The organism is Proteiniclasticum sp. (assembly GCF_032054185.1).
Lineage (GTDB): Bacteria > Bacillota > Clostridia > Clostridiales > Clostridiaceae > Proteiniclasticum.
Map to the genome: position 1 here is coordinate 16,537 of NZ_DAMBTF010000008.1, position 22,608 is coordinate 39,144.

At 38.3% G+C, this 22,608-nt stretch carries 21 protein-coding genes and 1 tRNA gene; 1 reads left to right on the plus strand and 21 read right to left on the minus strand.

What is annotated here, in order from left to right:
- Positions 1–23 precede the first annotated feature (23 nt).
- From RTX25_RS06030 to RTX25_RS06045, 4 genes are all read right to left on the minus strand, one after another.
- A complete protein-coding gene (locus RTX25_RS06030) occupies positions 24–908 on the minus strand; it encodes a general stress protein (protein WP_312651768.1) in 885 nt (294 codons plus the stop codon).
- A 134-nt stretch (positions 909–1,042) separates the two neighbouring features.
- On the minus strand, positions 1,043–1,513 hold the full coding sequence (locus RTX25_RS06035; protein ID WP_312651770.1) for a methylated-DNA--[protein]-cysteine S-methyltransferase: 471 nt from the start codon (positions 1,511–1,513) through the stop codon (positions 1,043–1,045).
- Positions 1,514–1,664: 151 nt separating this feature from the next.
- Positions 1,665–1,740, minus strand: a tRNA-Val gene (locus RTX25_RS06040).
- Positions 1,741–2,071: 331 nt separating this feature from the next.
- A complete protein-coding gene (locus tag RTX25_RS06045; protein ID WP_312651772.1) occupies positions 2,072–2,959 on the minus strand; it encodes an NYN domain-containing protein in 888 nt (295 codons plus the stop codon).
- A 267-nt stretch (positions 2,960–3,226) separates the two neighbouring features.
- Between RTX25_RS06045 and RTX25_RS06050 the strand changes: the two genes are divergently transcribed.
- Complete coding sequence (locus RTX25_RS06050) at positions 3,227–3,805, plus strand: hypothetical protein (protein ID WP_312651774.1); 579 nt, start codon at positions 3,227–3,229, stop codon at positions 3,803–3,805.
- A 110-nt stretch (positions 3,806–3,915) separates the two neighbouring features.
- On the opposite strand, the gene RTX25_RS06055 is transcribed toward RTX25_RS06050, so the two are convergent.
- From RTX25_RS06055 to RTX25_RS06135, 17 genes are all read right to left on the minus strand, one after another.
- Positions 3,916–4,983 carry a branched-chain amino acid aminotransferase gene (locus RTX25_RS06055; RefSeq protein ID WP_397428526.1) on the minus strand — a complete coding sequence of 356 codons (1,068 nt, stop codon included), beginning with the start codon at positions 4,981–4,983 and terminating at the stop codon, positions 3,916–3,918.
- A 386-nt stretch (positions 4,984–5,369) separates the two neighbouring features.
- The gene (locus tag RTX25_RS06060) at positions 5,370–6,173 is read right to left on the minus strand and encodes a tryptophan-rich sensory protein (protein WP_312651778.1); all 804 of its coding nucleotides are present in this window, start codon (positions 6,171–6,173) and stop codon (positions 5,370–5,372) included.
- 186 nt (positions 6,174–6,359) lie between these two features.
- Positions 6,360–9,419, minus strand: a complete 3,060-nt coding sequence (locus RTX25_RS06065; RefSeq protein ID WP_312651781.1) for a PAS domain S-box protein — start codon at positions 9,417–9,419, stop codon at positions 6,360–6,362.
- A gap of 163 nt (positions 9,420–9,582) precedes the next feature.
- Positions 9,583–9,735: an AlwI family type II restriction endonuclease gene (locus RTX25_RS06070; protein WP_312652000.1), complete on the minus strand. Its 153-nt coding sequence runs from the start codon at positions 9,733–9,735 to the stop codon at positions 9,583–9,585.
- Between the two features lie 126 nt (positions 9,736–9,861).
- Positions 9,862–11,307, minus strand: coding sequence for a pilus assembly PilX N-terminal domain-containing protein (locus RTX25_RS06075; RefSeq protein WP_397428523.1), 1,446 nt, complete (start codon positions 11,305–11,307; stop codon positions 9,862–9,864).
- Positions 11,267–11,671 (minus strand): prepilin-type N-terminal cleavage/methylation domain-containing protein, encoded by a 405-nt coding sequence (locus tag RTX25_RS06080; RefSeq protein WP_312651785.1) that lies wholly within the window; start codon positions 11,669–11,671, stop codon positions 11,267–11,269. Before RTX25_RS06080 ends, RTX25_RS06075 begins: the two co-directional genes overlap by 41 nt.
- A complete protein-coding gene (locus RTX25_RS06085) occupies positions 11,661–12,092 on the minus strand; it encodes a type II secretion system protein (RefSeq protein WP_312651787.1) in 432 nt (143 codons plus the stop codon). The genes RTX25_RS06080 and RTX25_RS06085 overlap by 11 nt, the downstream gene beginning before the upstream one ends.
- Before the next feature lie 543 nt (positions 12,093–12,635).
- Complete coding sequence (locus RTX25_RS06090) at positions 12,636–12,839, minus strand: hypothetical protein (RefSeq protein ID WP_312651789.1); 204 nt, start codon at positions 12,837–12,839, stop codon at positions 12,636–12,638.
- A gap of 242 nt (positions 12,840–13,081) precedes the next feature.
- Positions 13,082–13,270, minus strand: a complete 189-nt coding sequence (locus tag RTX25_RS06095) for a hypothetical protein (protein ID WP_312651791.1) — start codon at positions 13,268–13,270, stop codon at positions 13,082–13,084.
- 504 nt (positions 13,271–13,774) lie between these two features.
- On the minus strand, positions 13,775–14,173 hold the full coding sequence (locus RTX25_RS06100; RefSeq protein WP_312651793.1) for a type II secretion system protein: 399 nt from the start codon (positions 14,171–14,173) through the stop codon (positions 13,775–13,777).
- A gap of 105 nt (positions 14,174–14,278) precedes the next feature.
- On the minus strand, positions 14,279–15,487 hold the full coding sequence (locus RTX25_RS06105) for a type II secretion system F family protein (RefSeq protein ID WP_312651795.1): 1,209 nt from the start codon (positions 15,485–15,487) through the stop codon (positions 14,279–14,281).
- A 35-nt stretch (positions 15,488–15,522) separates the two neighbouring features.
- Positions 15,523–16,581: a type IV pilus twitching motility protein PilT gene (locus RTX25_RS06110; RefSeq protein WP_312651797.1), complete on the minus strand. Its 1,059-nt coding sequence runs from the start codon at positions 16,579–16,581 to the stop codon at positions 15,523–15,525.
- Positions 16,582–16,778: 197 nt separating this feature from the next.
- The gene (locus RTX25_RS06115) at positions 16,779–18,458 is read right to left on the minus strand and encodes an ATPase, T2SS/T4P/T4SS family (protein WP_312651799.1); all 1,680 of its coding nucleotides are present in this window, start codon (positions 18,456–18,458) and stop codon (positions 16,779–16,781) included.
- A gap of 410 nt (positions 18,459–18,868) precedes the next feature.
- Positions 18,869–19,915 carry a LysM domain-containing protein gene (locus RTX25_RS06120; protein WP_312651801.1) on the minus strand — a complete coding sequence of 349 codons (1,047 nt, stop codon included), beginning with the start codon at positions 19,913–19,915 and terminating at the stop codon, positions 18,869–18,871.
- A complete protein-coding gene (locus RTX25_RS06125) occupies positions 19,902–20,489 on the minus strand; it encodes a PilN domain-containing protein (RefSeq protein WP_312651803.1) in 588 nt (195 codons plus the stop codon). The genes RTX25_RS06120 and RTX25_RS06125 overlap by 14 nt, the downstream gene beginning before the upstream one ends.
- Before the next feature lie 9 nt (positions 20,490–20,498).
- Complete coding sequence (gene pilM, locus RTX25_RS06130) at positions 20,499–21,539, minus strand: pilus assembly protein PilM (protein ID WP_312651805.1); 1,041 nt, start codon at positions 21,537–21,539, stop codon at positions 20,499–20,501.
- 16 nt (positions 21,540–21,555) lie between these two features.
- Complete coding sequence (locus RTX25_RS06135; RefSeq protein WP_312651807.1) at positions 21,556–22,326, minus strand: prepilin peptidase; 771 nt, start codon at positions 22,324–22,326, stop codon at positions 21,556–21,558.
- Between the last annotated feature and the right edge of the window lie 282 nt (positions 22,327–22,608).

Genomic DNA, 22,608 nt, shown 5'->3' on the forward strand with positions numbered 1-22,608 from the left:
GTGTTAGATTAATATATGTGAGATTAATAAAGGGGTCTGTCCGGATCGAACGGATCGGTTTCATCCACCGATTTATTTCTGTCTGATTTCTCCGGATCTACTCTATCTTTCAGATCTCTTTCATTATAAACTGGATCGAAATCATCCTCTGTCACAGGAATATTGTCCTTGGTCCTGTAGAGGACATCCTCATCGGTATGGCCAGGAGGTGTCCTGTCGGGATCAAACGGATCCTTTCTGTCTGTTCTGATGTCTCTATCTAAATCTCTTCTGAGATCATCTTCCACCTTCCTGTCATTGAATACAGGATCGGTTTCATCATCGTCTGGATTTCTGACCATATGATGTGGAGGATCGATCACTTCATCCTCAGTATAGGTTCCTGGTGTGATGATTTCATCATCGATTATAGGGTCCTCATAAGTACCTGGATTTGTCGGTCTGTTTCCATACTCTTCTGCCACATACATACCTGGTGTATCAGGTTCTTCATTATGTGCGGATAGGATGGTATAGGTTCCCGGTGTTTCAATATCGTCTATGAAGAGATCAGGTGCTCGGTAGCTGCCCGGATTGTCCATATGGTTCCTGATGTGTTCATCAAGACCGATGAATACCAGAAATCTTCCTTCTCTGAATCCTTCATTATAGATTCTTGCTTTCTCTTCCGGAATGCCATAGTGTGAAAGTGAGCTCACGAAATTGTGGACACCCTCACCATGGTATACACTTCCAACCTGCAGACTTCCCGGTGTGATGACATCGCTATAACCCTTGATGGAATTGTAGTCATAAGGATCATGGGTAACGACTGTGATTTCATGAGGATCAAGCCCCATATCTTTCAGGTCATTTATTGCCAGAATAGCTTCTTCCTCTGTTCTAAATGTTCCAACCAGCTTTTTCACAAGATAACACTCCTTTTATATTTGATATTGATAATTGTTATCTTATACTATAGCGCTAATATGAATACATTCTTTTACGTTTTGATGAAATGATAGTGAAACATGTATGACAGATGTTCATATTTCTTTGGGCTTCATAGGTTATGAATTTCTTTTTCAATCAGGAGCATCTTTTCTTTAAGGTCGATACCTCCTGCGAAACCCACAAGTTTTCCGTTCCTTCCGATTACCCTGTGACACGGCACAATCACCGGAATGGGATTACGATTGTTCGCCATCCCAACAGCTCTTGAGGCATTGGGGTTCCCGATGGCCTCTGCAATGTCTTTATAGGATCTTGTCTCTCCTCTGGGAATCTCAAGAAGCGCTTTCCACACTTTATTCTGAAATTCAGTTCCTTGAAGCGTCAGAGGCAGATCATAAGTATCCCTTTCTCCTTTATAGAATGCATTGATCTGTCTTTCCGCCTCAGCGATAAGTTCTGTCTTTCGTTCTTCAATTCCCATTACTTTGACTTCCCCAAAGTGAATATGCGATATACTGTTATCTGTATCAATGATGGTCAAGGGACCAATCACCGTGTTTATGACATTAATCCATCTCATCTTTTTATCCTCCATTCTTTTCTAGTTACAATATAATCTATTCTCTCCTGATTTTCAAAAAATATTGTGCGAGAGGAGTTTCGGGTTCAGCCTTAATACATAATTCTATATAAAATAAAAAATCTGAACCGTTTCCGATTCAGATTACTTATGGTGGGAAGAACAGGACTCGAACCTGCGACTTCCACCTTGTCGAGGTGGCACTCTCCCAGCTGAGTTATCCTCCCATAAGTGCAGTTTTTTGACTGCCTATTCATTATAACAAAGAACTTCATTTATGAACAGAGTTTCTTTGAATTTTAGAGTGAGAAATTGAAGGTTTTTTCTAAACGACTACGCTCTCTTAATTCCAGCATCCGATCGTCTGCTTCTATGTAGAATCCGTCACTTTAGCCCTCATCTATCCAGATTTAGAGAATCATCCCTGCAGAGTCCACAGCCGATTACTTAAAATGGATGTATCTAAAGTAAAGGTTCTCATCTTCTTCACCGATAGGAGTATAAGTCAACTGCCAAATGACCGGATATAAGTCCAGGCATTTGGCAGATCTCTCTTTGCTATTTCTTCTTCGCTTTTCTTCTATAGGTTCTTCTTTGGGGCTGAATAGGCTGTACAGGCTCTTCTATAACCTCTTTCCCTTCTCCCTTAAGTGAAACCCACATGGATGTACCATCTTTACCTTTAGTATTGAAGTCAAGGAAATCAAACTTCTTAAGGAACTTGGAAAGCTTTGTGTCCCCATAGTTTCTGACATCAAAGTCAGGATATCTTTTCACGAGTCTGTTTCCGATTTCACCCATATTCATACTTTGAGCTTCCACTTCATTCATCATCTTGTGCACTGTAGCCTTGATGACTTCGATATCTGTCATGCTCTTCTGATCATCTGTCTTTTCGGTTTTAACAGGTTTTTTCCCATTGCCGTTAGGCACTGCTTCAGGTATACCTTTTTTCGATTCCTGACGGACAGTCTTTTCAGAATTATCCTCGTGGGCATTCTTCTCATCCGACTCAAGGAGTACATCCAGATATTTGAACTGATTACAGGCAGCAATGAAAGGCTTTGGGGTCTTCTTTTCACCCATTCCCACAACAAGCATTCCGGATTCTCTTAATCTGGAAGAGAGCTTTGTAAAATCGCTGTCGCTTGATACAATGCAGAAACCTTCAACATTAGCCGAATAGAGGATGTCCATGGCATCAATGATCATGGCTGAGTCTGTCGCATTCTTACCTACGGTATAACTGTACTGCTGTACAGGTGTAATTGAATTTTCAAGAAGAATCTCTTTCCAGGATGCAGTGCCTGGTGATGTCCAGTCACCATAGATTCTTTTATAGGTTGAAACGCCATAATTGGAGACTTCATCCAGGATGTATTTTATGTATTTTGCGGAGACATTGTCCGCATCGATCAATACAGCAAATCGTTTTTCCTCTACCATTTGTTTCCTCCAAGTCAAGTTATTATTATCTTTATCATAACACGAAAACGATTATAACTAAGAGTATTTTATTTGCGCGGATAAATAATCTGGCTCAGAAAAGGTTTTCTTGTATATATTTATCTCCGTTTTAACAAAAAGTTTATATTTTAGGATATAATTTAGATGGATAAATAAGAAAATCAAGAAATCCTCATAGATTTATAAGAATTGGGGACTATAATATCTGAATGTAGACTATAGACATGAAGAGAGGAGGCATCTAAAATGGAATCTTACATCTATCTTGTTTTTACTAAAACAGGCACATGGTTATCAAGGGTCATCGCTACCTTTTCGGACATGAAGTATGTTCACGCATCCATCAGTTTCGATGACAGCTTCACAAAAATGTATTCCTTCGGTCGTACGAATCCTGACAATCCTTTTTCGGGCGGATTTGTTGAAGAAGACTTAAAAGGAGGCGTATACCAGAAGTATACTGAAGCCCGCTGCCTGATTTATAAGGTTAAAGTAACAAAGCTGCAGTATGATTCCCTCAAGAAGGAACTGGCAAAGTTTCAGAATGAGGCTGATAAATATCACTACAATCTGATCGGACTGGTGGGTGCGAAATTTGGTATTCCTTTAAAAAGAAAGCACCACTATTTCTGTTCTCAGTTTGTCTCAGAACTTCTGATCAACTGTAGGATCTATGATATGGATAAAGAACCTGAAATTATCTCTCCCAGCGATCTCTACAGCATCGATAATCTGGAACTGCTTTACGAAGGTTATGCTTCAATGTATGCAGGAGAAATCGATCTTGAAATATCAGAAAATCTGAAGACACCGGCAATAATTTAATTTTAATTTTTAATTTTACAGAATTATGATCATACAGAGATTTGAGATTATATGTGAAAGCCTCATGTTTACAGAAACATGAGGCTTTTTTATATGCTTTTATTTCAATACTATAATTTGACGATCCAGTCATGGGTATCTTCGATCTTACCCCACTGAATACCTGTAAGGCCGTCATAAAGTTTCTGTGTGACTTCACCGATCTTACTTCCTGTGGCTTCATAGGTCTCATCCTTATAGGTCAGCCAGCCGACTGGACTTACAACTGCTGCTGTTCCTGTTCCCCATGCTTCTTCAAGCTTTCCTGCTTTAGCCGCTTCAACAAGTTCATCAACGCTGATGAGTCTTTCCTCAACTTCGTATCCCCATGATTTCAGAAGTTCAATGCTTGACTTTCTTGTCACGCCTGGAAGTACTGAACCGTTAAGTGAAGGCGTAACAATCTTTCCGTCGATTTTGAACATGATGTTCATCGCACCGACTTCTTCGATATACTTTCTTTCTACGCCATCAAGCCAGAGAACCTGTGAATAGCCCTTCTTGCCTGCCTTAACTGAAGCTCTGATGGAAGCTGCATAGTTACCGCCGCATTTTGCAAATCCGGTACCGCCGCGCACAGCTCTGACATCTTCGTCCTCGATCATGATTCTGATCGGGTTGATTCCTTCCGGATAGTAGCTGCCCACCGGACAGGTAAGAATGCAGAACAGGTAGTTATCTGATGCGTGTACCCCAAGACCCACATCTGTTGCGATCATGAATGGTCTGATATAAAGTGAAGTTCCTTCTTCTTTCGGCACCCACTCTTTCTCCACTTCTACAAGCTTTCTCAGCGCTTCCATGAACATATCTTCATCTACAGCAGGCATACTTACTCTTTCACCTGATGCAGCCATTCTTCTGATGTTTTCATAAGGTCTGAAGAACTGAATATCCCCACTCTCTGTTCTATATGCTTTCATTCCTTCGAATATTTCCTGAGCATAATGAAATACCATGGCACCCATATCCATCGGAATAGGCTCATGCGGAACGATTCTGGCATCATGCCATCCATCCTTGCTGTTATAGTTCATCAGGAACATATGGTCAGTGAAAGTCTTTCCGAATTTAACTTTCTTCATATCCTGCGGTTTTTCCAGCAGTTCTTTTCTCAGTTCGATTTTAATGTCTTGTATCACAAACAACACCCCTTTTTTCTGGTTCTAATGACTTCATTATACCCGATATAATCTGATGTTCAACGTTTACACTACATTCCTCAGACTCATGAAAACTGCAGGAATTCAATAAAACAGAAGTTTTCTTGACTGATTCACAATGATATTTCTTGTCAGGTGACAGATTTTAATCCATTTCCTTGAAGGAGTGCCTATTTACTATACTTTTTAATTACTGAACAAGAACTGTTTTCATTGGTAAAAAATTAACCATCTGCAAATCTCTTATTATATCTGCATTGATGATAAACCCAGTTTAAAACAGAAGAAGCCTCCTCATTTAAACTCATGAGGAGGTCTCTGAATGCTGTCAAATAATACTGGTCTGCCTTTGATTCTGCTAATCAGTATACGATCTTTTTGTTTGATGAGAAAAAGAGATACCCTTCTGCCATGATAAAGAGAAGAATACAAACAGCTGCTGCTGCAATGACTGTAAAATACTCTCCATTAAATCCTTCGTCACTGAGATGCTTGATTAGTATCCCTGCGTACGCCCAGATGGGTACAAGGCCGTAAGCCATATCTTTCATGGAGAACATGGTCGCGATGGCTATGGCGGCACCTACAGCCAGTATGATGACTGTCCAGATGACTTCTGAGATGCCGAAGCCATTCCATCCGATATCTACCAGTAGTGCTGTCACATTTGCGATGGTCGCAACTGTAATCCATCCAAAGTAAATACTGAAAGGCAGTCTGACGAACAGTTTTTCTCGCCCGCTTAAAGTCGCATTTCTTGTCGAAAGATTAATGAGAATCAGACAGATGAGTATAACGAGCATAATAAACACGGATAACAGGATCTGTCCATAATGCCAGGTTAAAATCCATACTGCATTTGCTATGGAAGAGACCGAGAAGAGAAGACCGATTTTTGTGAGAAGGTTACCGTTTCCTTCTCCCTTATCACTTTTAAGTATGCCGAACTGATACAGTACGTACAGTGCAAGAAGAAAGTAGATGACTCCCCATATGCTGAAAGTGATTCCGGCTGGAGCAAACAGATTAGGATATAAGTCAGATACGTCTCCCGTGCTGATATTGTTTATTGGAAGAATATTGGCCAGAGCATTCATAATAATCATGATTGCATAGGTGACTGCGACTAAAACCTTGACTGCAAAGGATGGTGTTTTTTCATTCATATTCATTTCTCCTTCTGTTTTATTCATTCGATCAAATACGAAGTACTTATACTATATTAAGCATACTATAAAATTAGAGCCAGATGATGAACATCCGGCTCCATTTATGATTATTTAACAAATAGTTCGAGAATATGACAAACCTGAGCATCCTAGATGCTTCTTCAATCAAAGTAGTTCCCTGCATTACAGGGTTGGAATGACTTTGTTTACGAATAACTCTACAAGCTCTGGATCGAACTGGGTACCTGCACAGGCTTTCAGTTCCTTTATTGCCTCATCTTTTCCGATCGATTCTTTGTAGTTTCTTTTGCCGATCATGGTTTCATACGCATCAGTTACTGCAATGATTCTTGCCAGAAGCGGAATCTGTTTTTCTTTGAGATTTCTCGGGTATCCTAAGCCGTTCCACCATTCGTGATGGCTGAGCACAATCTCTGCAAGATGCTTATAATCATCCACTTCTTTTAGAAGCTGATAGCCGATCTCCGAATGTTTCCTGATCTGGTTCATCTCTTTGTCTGACAGTTTCTCCTGTTTCTGGAGAACATCCTTGGACACCATCACTTTACCGATATCATGAAGACTGGCTGCAAGCCTGATGTCCTCGATTTCCTTTGCAGAAAGGTTTATTGCATTAGCTAGAGCTTCCGAGTATCTTGCAACGTTCCTGTTGTGCTGGCAGATGTCGCCATGCTTTCGGTTAAGCTTGTTGATCAGCTTATCTATAGTCTTCTTCTTCACAGTCTTTCCGTATCTAAGCTTGTTGCGGTACATGTTGTTGTCTGCTTCAGTAAATACGTCTTCGAACTGCTCTTCAGCGCTTCTCATAACCGAATAACCGATAGCAAGAGATACCGACAATGAATCGATGTTGGTCTTTGATGCCAGGGATACGATTCTGTCTTTAAGTGCCTTTGCCTGGGCTCTGTCGCTGTTTGGCAGGATTAGCACGAATTCGTCACCCCCTGTTCTGCATACGATATCTCCGTTTCTCGTGACTTCTCTGCAGATTTTCGCAACTGCTTTCAATAGAGCATCTCCGGCTGTATGTCCGAAAGCATCATTTGTAAGCTTTAGTCCGTTAACATCCACCACCATAATGGTCAGCGGATAACTAAGGTCGTTATTTAAGTTTGTGAGTGCCTCATCGAGGTATCTTCTGTTGTTGAGACCTGTCAGCGCATCTCTGAAGCTGAGATCTTCAATGTTCTTCATTTCTTCTCGCCTTTTTGTGATGTCCTTGAACATGACAACGGCTCCGATGATATCATTTTCACTGCCTGTTATCGGTGCTGCACTTAGCTCGATAAATATCTTCCTGTTATCCTTCGTACTGAGTAGACAGTCTTCAGTAATTTCTATGGTTTTATTCTGAGCAATGCTCTTTAATGCTACATTCTGAAGCTGATTTCCGCTTCCGTCTACATTATTGAAGACATCTTCAATTCTCTTGTCCGTTGCTTCATCCTGTGTCCAGCCCGTCATGGATTCTGCCATGCTGTTCATGATGACAACTTTTCCTTCTGCGTCGGTTGAAATCACGGCATCTGCAGCAGAATGTATGGTATTTTTGAACAGATCCTTTTCAATAAGGAAATAGCTCTCCAGCTGCTTACGCTCAGTAATGTCTCGTACAAAACAGATGAGTTTCATTTCACTGGGTGCTAAAGTGGATACCGAAATCTCCACATCATAAAAAGTTCCATCTCTTCTTCTGTGTCTTGTTTCAAAAAGTTCGGAACCTGTTTTAAAGATTCTGTTTACTCTGGCCATAGTCGAGACTTTATCATTATCTACTGTATGTTCATTGATATTCATGCCTATGAGATCATCTCTAGTATAGCCTGACATTCTGCAGTAAGCCTCATTGACATCTATAATATTGAGTTCTTCATCCATCGCAAAATAACCGTCTCTTGTTGTTTCAAGTACGGTTCTCAGGTAAAGCTCTCTTTCTTTACTTTCCTCTTCTGCAAGCATTTCCTTTGTGATGTCTCTCTGATTCCCGAAGATTCCCATGAGAAGGCCATCGTGATCATAGAGACAGGTATAGTCTCCTGAAACATAAAGGAACTCGCCGTTTGCGCGTTGCTTCTTTGTGACTGTATTAAGATGACTTCTGTCTAATAACTCCATCCAGTCCTTAAAACCATCATGCATATCGCAGAAAAATGCTGCAGGTGTTTCACTTGCAGTAATTTCCTCTTCAGACTTACCATATAACGAGGTCATAGCTGGATTGATTCTATTCATTTTTAGATTTTCGTAAATCTGTTTAAGAGTGTTCTTTTTGTCTATACTGTCGTCCCATATCACAGGAGTGTCCAGCATAAGAAAGAACTTGGCACTAAGAGACTGTGTGAAGTAGATATTCAGCCACATCTCATTTTCAGCCAGTTTTTCTTCAGCGAGTTTTCTTTCCGTTATGTCACGACTGATTCCCAAAAATCCGATCAGTTTATTATCAGGTCCCCAGTAAGGTGTCTTCAGGGTTTCTATAAAACTGTTCGTTCCGTCTGATTTTCTGACCCACTCTTCATTCTTTCTAGGTGTAAGATCATTAAGAATCTGCTTATCTTTAGAAGTAAACATATCAGCAACTTCTTTAGGATACAGATCATAGTCATCTCTTCCAAGAATCTTTCCCTTAGGAAGATTCAATAATGCTGCAAAGTTACTGTTGCATCCTCTATAAACACCGTGGATGTCTTTGAAAAACACTAGGTCGTAAATCGAATCCAGAAAACGGTTGATTGGACTATCCTGATCTTCCAGACCAAGTAGCATATTGCCGTCATAGCTGTATTCCCTGACGTATTCTGTCTGATCCTGCAGTGAATGTATAGGAACCTTCAGGTTATAGGGTTCATCGACATAAGCTGAGAGTTTCATAAACTCTGTAGTGCCAATTGGTTGTCCATATTCGTCTTTTAAAATGGAAATTGTTCCGGATAATATGATCTCATCGCCATTCTTCTTTATGTAAGTCAAGTCCTGATGACCTGGCTCTATACCTTCTATAACCATGTTAATTATCTTAACATAAGCTGGGTGTGACCTTTTGCTTAATACAGTCCATATATTTTTGATCAGGATTTCTTCATCAGAATAACCCAGAGTATCCCTCCAGGTCTGATTTGTGTATAGAAATTCACCTTTAACATCAATGGATTGAATTATGGAGCTCGAAAAGTCCATAATACTGTTCCATAAATTATCCATACTGAAATTTGACTTTTCCATTCCCCAACCCCCAAAAATAAGTCCGTACTACTAATCTGATAACAGACAAAAGATTATAGTTGCATCATTAAATAATTATAGTTTTTTGGAACACTGATTTCAACTGTACTTTTAACAAATATAGTCATGATAATGCAGTTGATCTCAAACTAAAACAAATTTGCTATATGATCCACTCTAGATATGCCGGCGTTTCACTTCGAGGAATCACAATTTCCGTTTCTTCATCAATTCTCTTTCTTTCTCTTCTTGACGCTATTAGGTCTATGTAAGCTGCTATCTCTTCCCATTGTTCAGCTTGCTCATTCGCATAAATATTTCTCTATCCTTGACATCAATACTACCGTCTCAACATGGGTTGGGGCAAAAGTATGATATTAATACGCAAAAAGGAGGGGTTTTGCGTATTAGTACCCCCCCTTAGCCCCCCCTGATAAGTAAATTATTCTTCTTTAATATTTGTTTTTATAGTTACCTTTGCATTATTTGTTCCAGAATTGTTACCATCACTTCCTCCACCAATACTACTAGTTATTACTGGTATATCATCTCCAAATACTTCTTTTAAACTCTTGAAATTAAAATGATTTCCCCCTTTTGGCAGATTAATCTCATTTTTAGATATTATTACACCATTAAAAGTTCCATCACCTGAATATTCAACTCTCCCATTAGGAGCAATTAAAGCACCTGTAAATCCATTACCACCTCTTAAAATTATATCTCCTTTACTAACAATAACAACTTGTCCTGTTACATTCTGCCAATTAGTGTTTTTATAATTGTTTACTAACATTTTAGCATTATGTGGTATTACCCCTGTTTCATTACCTTTAATTACATATCCATTACTACTATACCAACTATCTTCCTTTAAACTAAAATCAACCATTGGTATTTCAAAGCTATCTACACCATCTACTTTTATACATTTATTCAATAAGGAGTTGTTATAATTTGCTGGTGCTATTAATTTGCCAGTATAATATATATTTTTATCAATTTGTGGAGTCCAACCTAATTCCAAATCACCATCTACATATACATCTCCGTGAATTTTAGCATCCTTTAGTCTAAATTTGCCCTTTACTCTAATATCACCATATACATCCCTAGTGCCATTCCAAAAATCTAAATCTCCATTTACATATATATTTCCTGGCTTATCTTTGCTACCAAAAGATGCAGAACCTCCATCCATCTTTACAGGACCGTTAAAATACATATTTGTTATATTTAGTGCTGAACCTCCATTTAAATTATGTTCCTCTAAGCCATCCATAACTATACTTCCCGAAACAGCATTTACTGATGAACCTTTAAAGATAAATTTCTTTGAATAGAATAATAGGCTATCAATTATTTCATTATTTTCTTGTTTAGTCCAACCTATTGATATTGTTGTGCTAACCTTTCTTTTGCTGTTTCCAATTTCCCCTATAGATTCTATTCTATAATCTCTGGTATCTTCATCCGTACTAACATGACTTACAGTAATAAAAGCCTTTGGTTGCTGTCCATTATTTTCTTCAAAACTATCAAGAGTATCTATATTTTTTGTAAAATTATTTTCAATATTTTGAAAGAATTCTGAGTTAGTTTTGTACTTACTACCATTTTTCTCTACCTCTGTATTAATTTTATCGACCATATAATTTGCCCCAGCTTCCGCAATATAATAAGAACTCTGACTTCTACTATCTACTTTTGCCATTTTAAAATTAGATGTTGTAACTCCTATAATTGCAAATCCCAAAATTGACATTAGTGCTAGACATAAAATCGTTATTATAAAAGCGAAGCCTTTTTGTTCTTTCGATATTTTCTTTAAAATAATACTCCTCCCCCTATCGTATATTAATAATTGACGAAAGTTTATAATTTTCACCCTTACTATTTTTTATAACTATTTCTATGTTTATAGTTTTATCAACTTTATTTATGTTTAATTCATCAATTCCTTCCATAACTTTCTTAGCTTCTTTAAATAATACTCTATCCTCTAATTTATACATCTTTGAATCCATAGATAAATTGCCATCAACGACCTCAACTGTATCAGCTTTCCTTATCGCCCTAGTTAAATAATCCATCGTAGCCCTTGCATCTGAAATTATATTTGCTTTTTCATTTTGAATGTCAAAATTCTTAAATGAAAATATAATAGGTGAATAAATCATTGATAAAACTATGCCTAGTAATGCCAAAACTATCACTAACTCAATTAAAGTAAATCCTCTTTTATTCTTCACTTAAAATTCCCCTTCCCTTCCAGGAATACAATGACTCATACTGTACTTCTAATTGATTCATATCTTTATATATCTTTACAACCACTTTTATTAAATTACCTTCTTCAGTAAATTTAATATTCAAATATTTATTATCACTATACTCATATCCAAATTCATTATCTGATATTTTACTATATCCTTCACCGACTAATTCATCTCCTAATTTTTCATAAGAAATATCCTGACTTAAACCATAAGCTAATTCCATAGCATCTTTACCAAGATATGTAGAGTCAAGAGTTGTCTCCGATTTACTATTGGTCTTTGCTGACATCACAAAAAGTGGCATAAATGAAACGGCTATCAAGCCAATTATTGCTATTGAAAGTATAAGTTCTATGAGTGTTAGTCCAGCTCTGTTTTTTTTGATATTCTGCACCTCAATCCACCCCTTAAATTAATATGTATATAAAGATACTACTTAAATATATGTTAGGAATTAATTGGAATATTTGCTTTTATTCTATTATATAGCATTGAACTTGAATTCGGCAAGTGAATTTAAAAAAAGTTTTCGCTTGCCATTTTTATTTTCATTATGAATAAAATTGCATTTGGTATGATATTTTAGACCGTCAGGTCTGTTTTTGAGTATACTTAACAAACCCAAATAATATTTGGATTTTTAAGGTAATTTATTTTTTTATTTTACTAAAAATGTTTACTTAATCATATGATAGATATTCTCAAATTAAATTATGAACAAACATAGCTTAATCAACTGAATTATCTTCACTTGATCCTGATCACCAGCCTCACTACCTAGACTTGCTGCATCTTACACTAATCTCAGTATACCACAATACTAAATAACTAAAGCCCCACAATAAAACCAAAGGCTCAGAATCGTATGATTCCAAGCCTCCTTGTTGATTTTTATTTACTTATGAGACAATTCGACTAGACGATATCCCTGTTCCCTTTAGTCCTCATATTGATGAACTTCCCATGGCATTACAGACTTAGCTATGCCTTCTTTTTTATCATATACAATATGGGGTACATCCCAGTATTCACAAGCATTACCATCAAAACTTGTCCAAGTCCGATAATTCTCTTTGCATTGAAACATACTGTCATCATAATAAATGTAGGTACTACTAGTTTCATTTTTCCAACTCAGCATAAGATTTACCTCCTATAAACTTTTTGAAGTGGACAGGGTAAAAAGAAAGCAAGAATTAAGCAGAAATAATCTGTCTAAGTCTTGCTTTGCTTTAAATGATTGTAATACTTAACTAACTCATATTCTCAGAATACTGAGTAAGTTATTAAGCTAGGTGACAGGCTTGGTTGCCTCCTTTATTTGGCACGGTTATCAACAAGGTAATAAGTTAAGTGCCTTGCTCGGGTTGTATTTTAGGGTTGTTACTCTCCAAATTTACTCTGCATCCAACGCACATTAAATTCTTCCAATGCGTCCTCATAGTCATCAAAATGAAGTGTTGGTTTTCCTCCCCCAAGAACACAATAAACCTCTCGTCCGTGTTTAGCACCAATTTTCAGAAGTCTGTTTTCGCCTTCGCTTCTTATGATTTCAGTTTCTCCAAATTTCATAAAATCCACCCTTCTTTTTGCAGTTTACCGTTAACAAATCAATAGTACCTGGAACGGTTTTTTGTTGCCCTTCTTACACTTTAGTCTGAGAAGGTACCTGGTACCCTAGCAAGGGAGCTTGCGACTGAGCTGTCTTCTTAGCCGCAGCTTTAAATGAAATATTAATTTGTTAAGTTAAGACAGTACACCTGTCCCCATGTCTTGTTTTTTTCTTTTCGATTTTCTAAATTCAATCTTGATTAATTAATAAGTTTTTTGTCTATTTTCTAGAATTCTATTTGATTATATACCCAGATGGACTTTTTGAAGTGGACAATCCAAATGTGCATAATATTTTAATTAAATTAAAGCCCCACAATATAACCAAAGGCTCAGAATCGTATGATTCCAAGCCTCCTTGTTGGTTCTAATTTAATTTTACGAATGAGATACTTCTACGAGACAATATCCCTGTCCCCTTGTCTTCACTTGTCATAATCTAATATTCTTTAATGGCGCTTGATCCTAATTCCCGGTATATACTACTCCAGATATTGCTCCTGTTGCACCTTTAAATTCTATATCTCCGATAGTATTAAACTCTATAACTGCACCTTCTTCCAAAAACTCTCCTACTGCAGTTGCTAAAGCATTAACTTCTGCAACAGTTGGAGTGGCTATTGCTGCTACTGCTACATCAGGATACTCTCCTTTATCTGCATAATAAACTTGAATAGCTGTATTTAGCAATTTTGCATTCGACTCATCTGCTCTTTTTTCTGCTGTACCTTGAAACGCTCCCAATCTAGGAATAGCTATCGCAGCCAAAATCCCCAGTATCGCAATAACTACAATCAGTTCAATAAGGGTGAACCCCTTGTTGTTTTTCGTCATTTTCAGTTTCTTTGATAATAATTGATTCATTTTAATTCCTCCTAATATATTATTATTTCGTTTAGTAATCTTTTATTATTATACCCTAATATAACCACCCCTTTCAAGTACTCTCGATTTATTTTTGACTATAATTTATATAGTTTCAAACATACCGAACATTGGCATCATCATAGCTATGACGATGAACCCTATAATTACTGCCATAAACACTATAAGTAAAGGCTCCATGAGCTTTAGCATTCTATCTATGGCATCCTCAAGCTCCTGTTCATAGAAGTCAGCACTTTTGTCCAGCATCTCATCAAGGCTACCAGATTCTTCACCAATCTGTATCATAGATACAACCATCGGACCAAAGGTCGGAGTTCTTTTCAATGCAATACCTAAAGTTTCCCCTTTTTCCACTTCACCAGCAATATAGTTAAGTTTTTCTTCTATCACCACATTCCCCGTTACACTTCCTGCAATTTCAAGAGCATCGATAAGTGGTATTCCACTTCTTAAAAGTGATCCTAATGTACGTGTAAATCTTGCTGTTACAATTTTATCTATTGAACCCTTTACAACAGGAATTTTGAACTTTAATGAATCATAACGGTATCGTCCACTTTCACTGTTTATGTATCGTGTAATGAGATACGCAAAAGTAGCAATAACAGCGATTACGATATACCAATAATCCCTTATGAAGTGAGATATACCGAGTAATATCCTTGTAGGCAAGGGTAACGGGACTCCTGAACCCTCAAACATCCCAATAAATGTTGGAAGGATAACCGTAATAAGGAAAATAACCACTGTTATTGCCACAACACTTAAGGCAATCGGGTAAATCAAAGCACCTTTGATTCTGGAGTTTATTTTTGCATCCTTTTCATAATGTATCGCAAGCCTGTCCATTACATTATCCAGATTTCCTGTCATCTCTCCTGATTCGACCATATTAATCATGAGATCTGGAAAGATTTTGGGATGATTTCTCAAACAGGTGGATACCTGTGTTCCCTTCTGAACTTCTGTATAGACATCTTCAAGCGCTTCTTTAAGTTTCTTGTTTTCAGTTTGCCTATATAGTATGTCAAGTCCAGCAGCGACGGGAACACCAGCCTTCAGTAGTGTACCGAACTGTTTGCAGAAAATTGAGATCTGTTTCGCATTTACTTTTCCGCCAAAGCTAAGCTGTTCAGCAGCAGACTTCTTTTCAATGTCTTCTTTTACGTTGATCAGAAGCAGATTTCTGGCTTTAATTTTTTCCTGAACTTCGGCCATACTCACAGCCGTCATGACTTCTGTAATCTCTTTTCCGTCAGCCTGCACTGCAGTGTATTTATATACGCTCAAATCACCACCACCTTTATTGAGTATTTCTTTGACATTTAGACATTCGTATATCTTTTGATCGCTTCAAGATCAACACAGTACTTAACAAGATTTTCCTTGCTGATCAGCCCTCTATTGTAAAGATCCACAAGGGATTTATCCATAGTTTCCATCCCTAGATTTGCTCCAGTCTGGAGACTAGATTGAATCTGATGCGTTTTGCCTTCTCGAATCAGGTTTCTGATTGCCATTGTCGGAACCATAATTTCAAGAGCTGCAACTCTTCCTTTTTTATCAGTAGTCTGAATCAGCTGCTGTGAAACAATACCTTCAATAACACCCGCTAGCTGTACTCTTACTTGCTGCTGCTGAAATGGAGGAAATACATCTATGATTCTGTCTATGGTTTTGGCTGCGCCTACCGTATGGAGCGTACCTAGAACCAGGTGACCCGTTTCAGCGGCCGTAAGTGCCGTTCCGATGGTCTCGAGATCTCTCATCTCACCGACAAGAATTACATCCGGATCTTGACGAAGGGCTGCACGCAGACTGTTGGAAAAAGACATCGAGTCTGAACCGATTTCTCTTTGGTTGACCACACTCTGACTGTGACGATGGAGATACTCTATGGGATCTTCCAGCGTTATGATATGCTCTCTCCTGGTCGTATTGATATAGTTAATCATCGCTGCAAGCGTAGTACTCTTTCCACTACCCGTCGGTCCTGTGACTAGGATGATTCCTCTTCGCTTGTTTGCTAAAGTGTGCAGGATATCAGGAAGTTTCAGCTTTTCGATGGTTGGAATTTCTGTCGGAATGGAACGAAAAGCCATGGCCATACTGTTTCTCTGTTTAAAAACATTGACACGGAACCGTCCGATTCCAGTATAAGTATAGGATAAATCCACTTCGCCTTTAGTATTGAATACCTCTTTATGACGTTCTGTGAGGACCTGATTACCAAGATATTCGGTATCTTCCGGTGTCAGTTTCGGATAATCCATTTCTGTCAGATCACCATTAAGTCTTATAGTAGGTTTTATACCTACGGTGATATGCAGATCCGATGCACCGGTTATCATAACTTCTTTAAGCAGTTCGTTAATATCGATCAAAATGCAATTGTCGATTAGACAGTTTCGACACTCCTTTCCCGCTATTCGTGAGCCATGAAGTACTTGTCTAATGCCCTTCACTCAACCAAAGTAAGATTTCATCTCGATTCAATGACCTCCATTTGGTCTCAGCTCTTATTATCAACGTTCAATCTATGTAATTTGAATCTTGCAGATTTCTTCGTAATCGATTACCCTTACGTTTCAGTACTATAAGTAATCTTCAGCATTTCATCAACGGTAATCTTACCGTTTAATAGAAGATCTCTGCACGCATCCTTTAAGGTGTTCATTCCAGATTCAACTGCTTTATCCTTAATCATGTCGATGCTTTTACCTTCATTGATCATATTTCTGATTTCTCGATCAACAACCATAACTTCATGAACAGCTGTACGACCAGCGGTTCCCGTGTCATTGCATTTGGAACAGCCCTCTCCTTTATAGATCGTTGTACCTTTTTCAACTCCAACAAGAACTGCTACTTTTTCATCAATTTCCATAGAGACTTTGCAGTTGGTACAGATCTTTTTCACCAGTCTCTGGGCCATAATGCCCACAACTGAGGAAGCGATCAGATAAGGATCAATGCCCATATTCAGCAGTCTTGAAATTGTACTTGCAGTATCATTGGTATGTACGGTACTCAGGACCAGATGACCGGTGATCGCTGCACGAATTGCAATGTTAACCGTATCCGGGTCACGAATTTCTCCCACCATGATGATATCTGGGTCCTGTCTGAGTATCGAACGAAGACCTGAAGCAAATGTCAGCTCAGCCTTTGGGTTGACCTGAACCTGATTTATTCCATCAAGGGAGTATTCCACAGGATCTTCTACCGTTACAATGTTTCGTTCAACGCTGTTCATTTCAGCAAGAACGGTATAAAGTGTGGTCGATTTACCACTACCCGTTGGACCAGTAATCAGAATAATCCCATTAGAATTTCTGATCATTTTATCAAACAGATTCAGATTATTCTCTGTAAATCCCAGTTCCTGTTTACTCATTAAGAAGTTAGCTCTGTCCAGGATTCTGATAACGACCTTCTCTCCGAATACTGTGGGCAGTACTGAAATACGCATGTCGATGATTCTTCCATCGACGGTCTTCTCCATACGTCCATCCTGAGGCTTTCTGCGTTCAGATATATCCATTTTCCCCATAATCTTGATTCTAGTCACGATTGCTGCATGTGCAGCCTTGGATGGACTCATCACTTCAATGAGATCTCCATCTACACGGCATCTCACCTTGAGCTTCTTTTCAAATGGTTCTATATGTATATCACTGGCTTTAAGTTTTACAGCCTGATTGATGATGGAATTAATCAGCTTAACCACTGGGGCGTTGTTGATGTCGTTCATCATCTCTTCATCGAGACCCTCAAGTTCGCTCTCATCGTATTCCCGCTTAAACTCGTCTATAGCCTTCTGTGCCCCTTCTTTTTCATAGAAGAAGTCAATGGCATCGATAATTGCGCCTTTTCCGGCTATAAGCGGTTTGACTTCAAGACCTGTTGCAAGCTTGACGTCATCAATGGCATAAATATCCAAAGGATCATTCATGGCCAGATTTATTGAGACATCATCGTATGTTACAGGAATGATTGTATGTCTTCTCGCCAGATTCTCACTGATCAGCTTTGGCGCATCTGAATTGACTGTGAATCTGTCAAGGTCAATGTAAGGAACGCCCAGCTGGAACTCCAGAACTTCTAAAAACTCCTGTTCAGTAAGATATTTTTCTTCGATTAGAATTTCTCCAAGTTTCTTTTTTGTTGTCTTCTGGACTTCCAGCACTGCCTTAAGATTACTCTCACTGAATAGTCCTAAATCAACGAGAAGATCTCCAAGTTTTTTCTTAGTGGCCATGCTTTCACCTCTTAATCTATACTGTCTTATTATGTAAATTCAATAAATGTTGAATGTGAAACGACAAAACTAAATGTTATCATGCATCTGACAAAATCTATCAATTTAAGAAAGAATTTCATTTTTAATGACGATTCGTTCATTTTTTTAATTTATTAATGTTATATTCACATTATACACGCAGTAATGATAGATTAAAAGAATTATTATGAATTATTCTATAAGTAGTATAAAGAGATAATGAATATCCGCCTTTATGGTTACATTCTGTTCATATTAATAGCATAATTCTACCTTGGATAGACATTATCTGCTCTACATTAACATTCAGGTCAAGAACTCTCTATATACCTGTCACTCTTGTTGTTTTTACCGGGTCGACAGTCCATTGCAAAATGATCAAGTACTTATTATTGAACTGCAGGTAGTCTAAGCTTTAATCCGCTTGGGACAAAACGGACATCCTCAATTCCATTTAGAAGCATGATATCGTCCACATAGTACTGGGAGCCATAGAATCTCATGGAAATGCTGAATAGTGTATCGCCAGGCTTCACAATATAGGTTTTAGGTGTATCATCAACTTCATCCGGTTCTTCAGTATCATCCGGCTCTTCCGCTTCTACCGGTGTTTCTTCAACTGGCTCATCTGTTTCATCCGGATCTTCCGGATCAGTTGTCACTGGCTCTTCTACTTCTTCGACAACTGGTGCTGGCACAAGGCCGCCATCATCATAGAAAAACAGGCTACCTTCGTATGTTGAAGCTTTGTCGTATTGAGGTACTCCGACATTCCAAGGAAATCTGTATTCCTGTGGGATAATGAAAAACTCGATGGTGATGTTCCCCTGATAGATTACCTCATTCTGATTTTCAGTCTGAACAGGAACACCTTCTGTTTGCGTAGTTGTAGGATCAATTTGAATGATATCTAGTGAATTGATTCTGATCAGCTGTTTATTATTTTCCAGTCTGCGGATCAGTTCGATAAGTCCTTCATAGCTTCCTTCATAGGGAAAGGTCACAATACTGCTGTGCAGAGAGACTGCACTTTCTTCAGTGCTGTTGAACTCAATAAGAGGCATAGCCTGATTAAAGGAAAGACTAGCAATATTAAGATCATTGTTGTCAATAAAATCAAGCTCGAGAACTTTTATGAAGTGCTCCTGATTGGTTGTTTTATAATACTGAGTTTTGAATGTGTTATAAAGCCTGTTGTTCTCTTCCAGCTGATCAGCAAGCTGATCTTTCTGTGATATCAGAGCTATTCTCGAATTGTATTCTACCATCAGCGTATCATTGCCGACCTTAGTCTGACTGATTTTATCCAGTGTAGGCAGAAAGAAGTAATTGGTATAGAAATAGATTACAGCAACCACTACAAGGGATAGGAGAAGAACGGTCTCTCTAGTGGTAAAACGTTTTTTTCTTGCATTTGTCTGTTTATCCCTCGCCATTAGCAGCAACCTCCTCTTCTTCTAGTATCGGTTGGGTAAATGACATGCTCAGCGTAAAGCTGTATTTCCATTTATCCAGTTTCTGTATCACAGGGATAAATGATCCTGTGAAACGGTCATTTGCCCTAAGATTATGTTCAAATCTTGCGATCAGATCTTTATTGATGGAAGTTCCTGCAAGATTGATTCCCTCTTTTGTAAAGCTGATTGATGTAATGGCTAAAGCCTCAGGCTTTGCTATGGCGATTTCTTTAATAAGAAGATTGTCAATAATTCGTGATTCAAGTATTTTGTCGTGAATCACTTCCAGCTCCTGCATCTCAGCTTCAGTTGTCAGCACCTGTTCATTCAGAAGCAGAGCTTCTTCATAGCTCGCTTTATGTGACGGTTCATTCAGACTGTTTTCCAGTGCAATCTTTTCTTCTTCCAGTGCTTTGAGCTCGCTTATGTATAAGTAAGATACTATACCCAGCGAAAGCGCCAGTAACATTGCGACTGCTGCAACATAAGTGGAAGGCGCAGTTTTCGCTTTCTTTTTCTGTTTGAGCTCATCAAAAAAATTAAAATCTTTCATTCACTTCACCTACCTTCTTATTAAGGATGCAATCGCATTTAAATAAACGGGTACCGAACAGTCAAAAGATTCCTTTTGAAGCTCAAGGTTTTCAATCTCCTGAATGATTTCTACCGACACACCCATGTTATCACTGAAGTGCTGATCGATATTAGGGATCAATGCCCCGCCACCCAGAAGAAACACATGATCAATTTTTCGCTCTGTCTCTCTACTGGTGTAAAACTTGAACATCTGCTCCAGTGATCCGATCCACTTTTTGATAAGTTCAATGGAGTGATCGCTTTCAACAATCTTTGAATTATCTACCTGGAGCGGCTTCATGCCGCCATCGATATTTCTTGTAAATTTCAGAACGCCTTTTTCAATGATGTGGAGTTTGATGTTTGAATATCCGATATCAATATAGGCAATAGTTTTCTTCTCGATTTCTCTGACTGTACCGTTAATGCTTCTGTCACTGTCAAAGAGCTTGGAAATGCTGTTTGAGGTAAGATCCAGGGCAAAGGGTTCTTTTCCCAGTTCATGAACCAGGTCATGATAGAGCTGTCCCTCTTCCTTAGAAAGTGCTGCAACGTTCAGCTTATACTTTTCTATTTCACCTACTCTGATCTGCTCGATGATTTTAAAGTCAATAATGTACATTTTCGGATCAATGGGTAAAAATTCCTGAAGCTCAAAACTGATTATCCCTTTAAGTTTATCCTGATCAACCTTAGGCAGGATCATTTCTCTTGAAATGACCGACTTGTCGCTTATGGTGATGATCACGTCTTCTGCTTTGATTCTCTTTGTACGCATAATTTCTTTCAGCTCTCTGATCAGTTCAGCTTTATCAAAACCTGGCTGGAAATGTTTTTCCTCTTCCGCAATGACATCAAATTCATTCCTGTGAAGTTTAGGTGTTTCGAGAGAAAAAACTTCCCTGATTCTGATAGAGTCATTGACTCGACCGTTTTTCTTTTTCCGTCCAAGACATGAGCCTAGTATGACCTTGGTCCATCCTGAACCGATCTCTATAACGATCTTGTCTTTCTTGTTCGCAAACATTGTCATTCCCCCTTACTTATAATGTATACAAATACCAGTGAATAATTGCATCTCCCCAGAATATGGTGATGAATGCGGCCATACAGATGAATGGACCAAAGGGTATATAATCCTTCCTCTTCTTGATCTTAAGAAGCAGAAGGGCTGAGGATAAGATTCCTCCTAATATAAACGAAAAAAACATCAGAACCAGTGTATGGGATAGGCCAAAAAGAAAGCCCAGAGCAGCCATAATTTTTATATCGCCACCGCCCATTGCACCATTTGTAACCATAGCAATGAAGAAGAAAAATCCTCCACCTGCTAAAAGGCCGAAAAAATGAAAGAACAGATCGTTCCATCCATATTCTCCAGAAACCATTCTGATGATCACCATAAGCAGTGCAACCATGAAAATGCCAAGGTTCAGACTGTCAGGGATAATGTTGTGATCATAATCGATTAGAAATATGGGAATTAAAAGTCCGATGACAAGAATATAAACCAGACTTTCCATTGTGAATCCAAAATGATAGACAGTATATAAAAAGAGCAGTCCCGTCAGGGCTTCGACAATCGGATATCTTGATGAGATTCTCTCGTCACACCTTCGGCATTTCCCTTTCAGAAAAAGGTAGCTGATAACAGGAACCAGGTCATAGAACTGAAGTCTGGTGCTGCATGACGGGCAATGAGAAGGCGGAAAACTAAGTGATTCTTCTCTTGGCAGTCTATATACGACAACGTTTAAAAAGGATCCGATGAGTGTTCCGAAAACGAATATATAGATCAGTATTAGTGGATCCATGTGTGCCCCCCTTGAAGATAAACCTATTTCTCTGCGTTATTACTTTTTAACAGAAGTCGTCATCTACTCACCTTGGGTTTTATGCCGATAAATCTCTAAATTGCTTGAATACAGAGATCGTTCTTCCGACAAATTGTGTCATCTATCAGAATTTGGTATATAACGTCAAAGATTATTTTAAGACTATAAATGACAAACTGTTTGCTCAGTAATAACTATACAATAATATGATTATACATCAGATTTAGTTATGAATATATTATTTTATTCAAATAATAATAA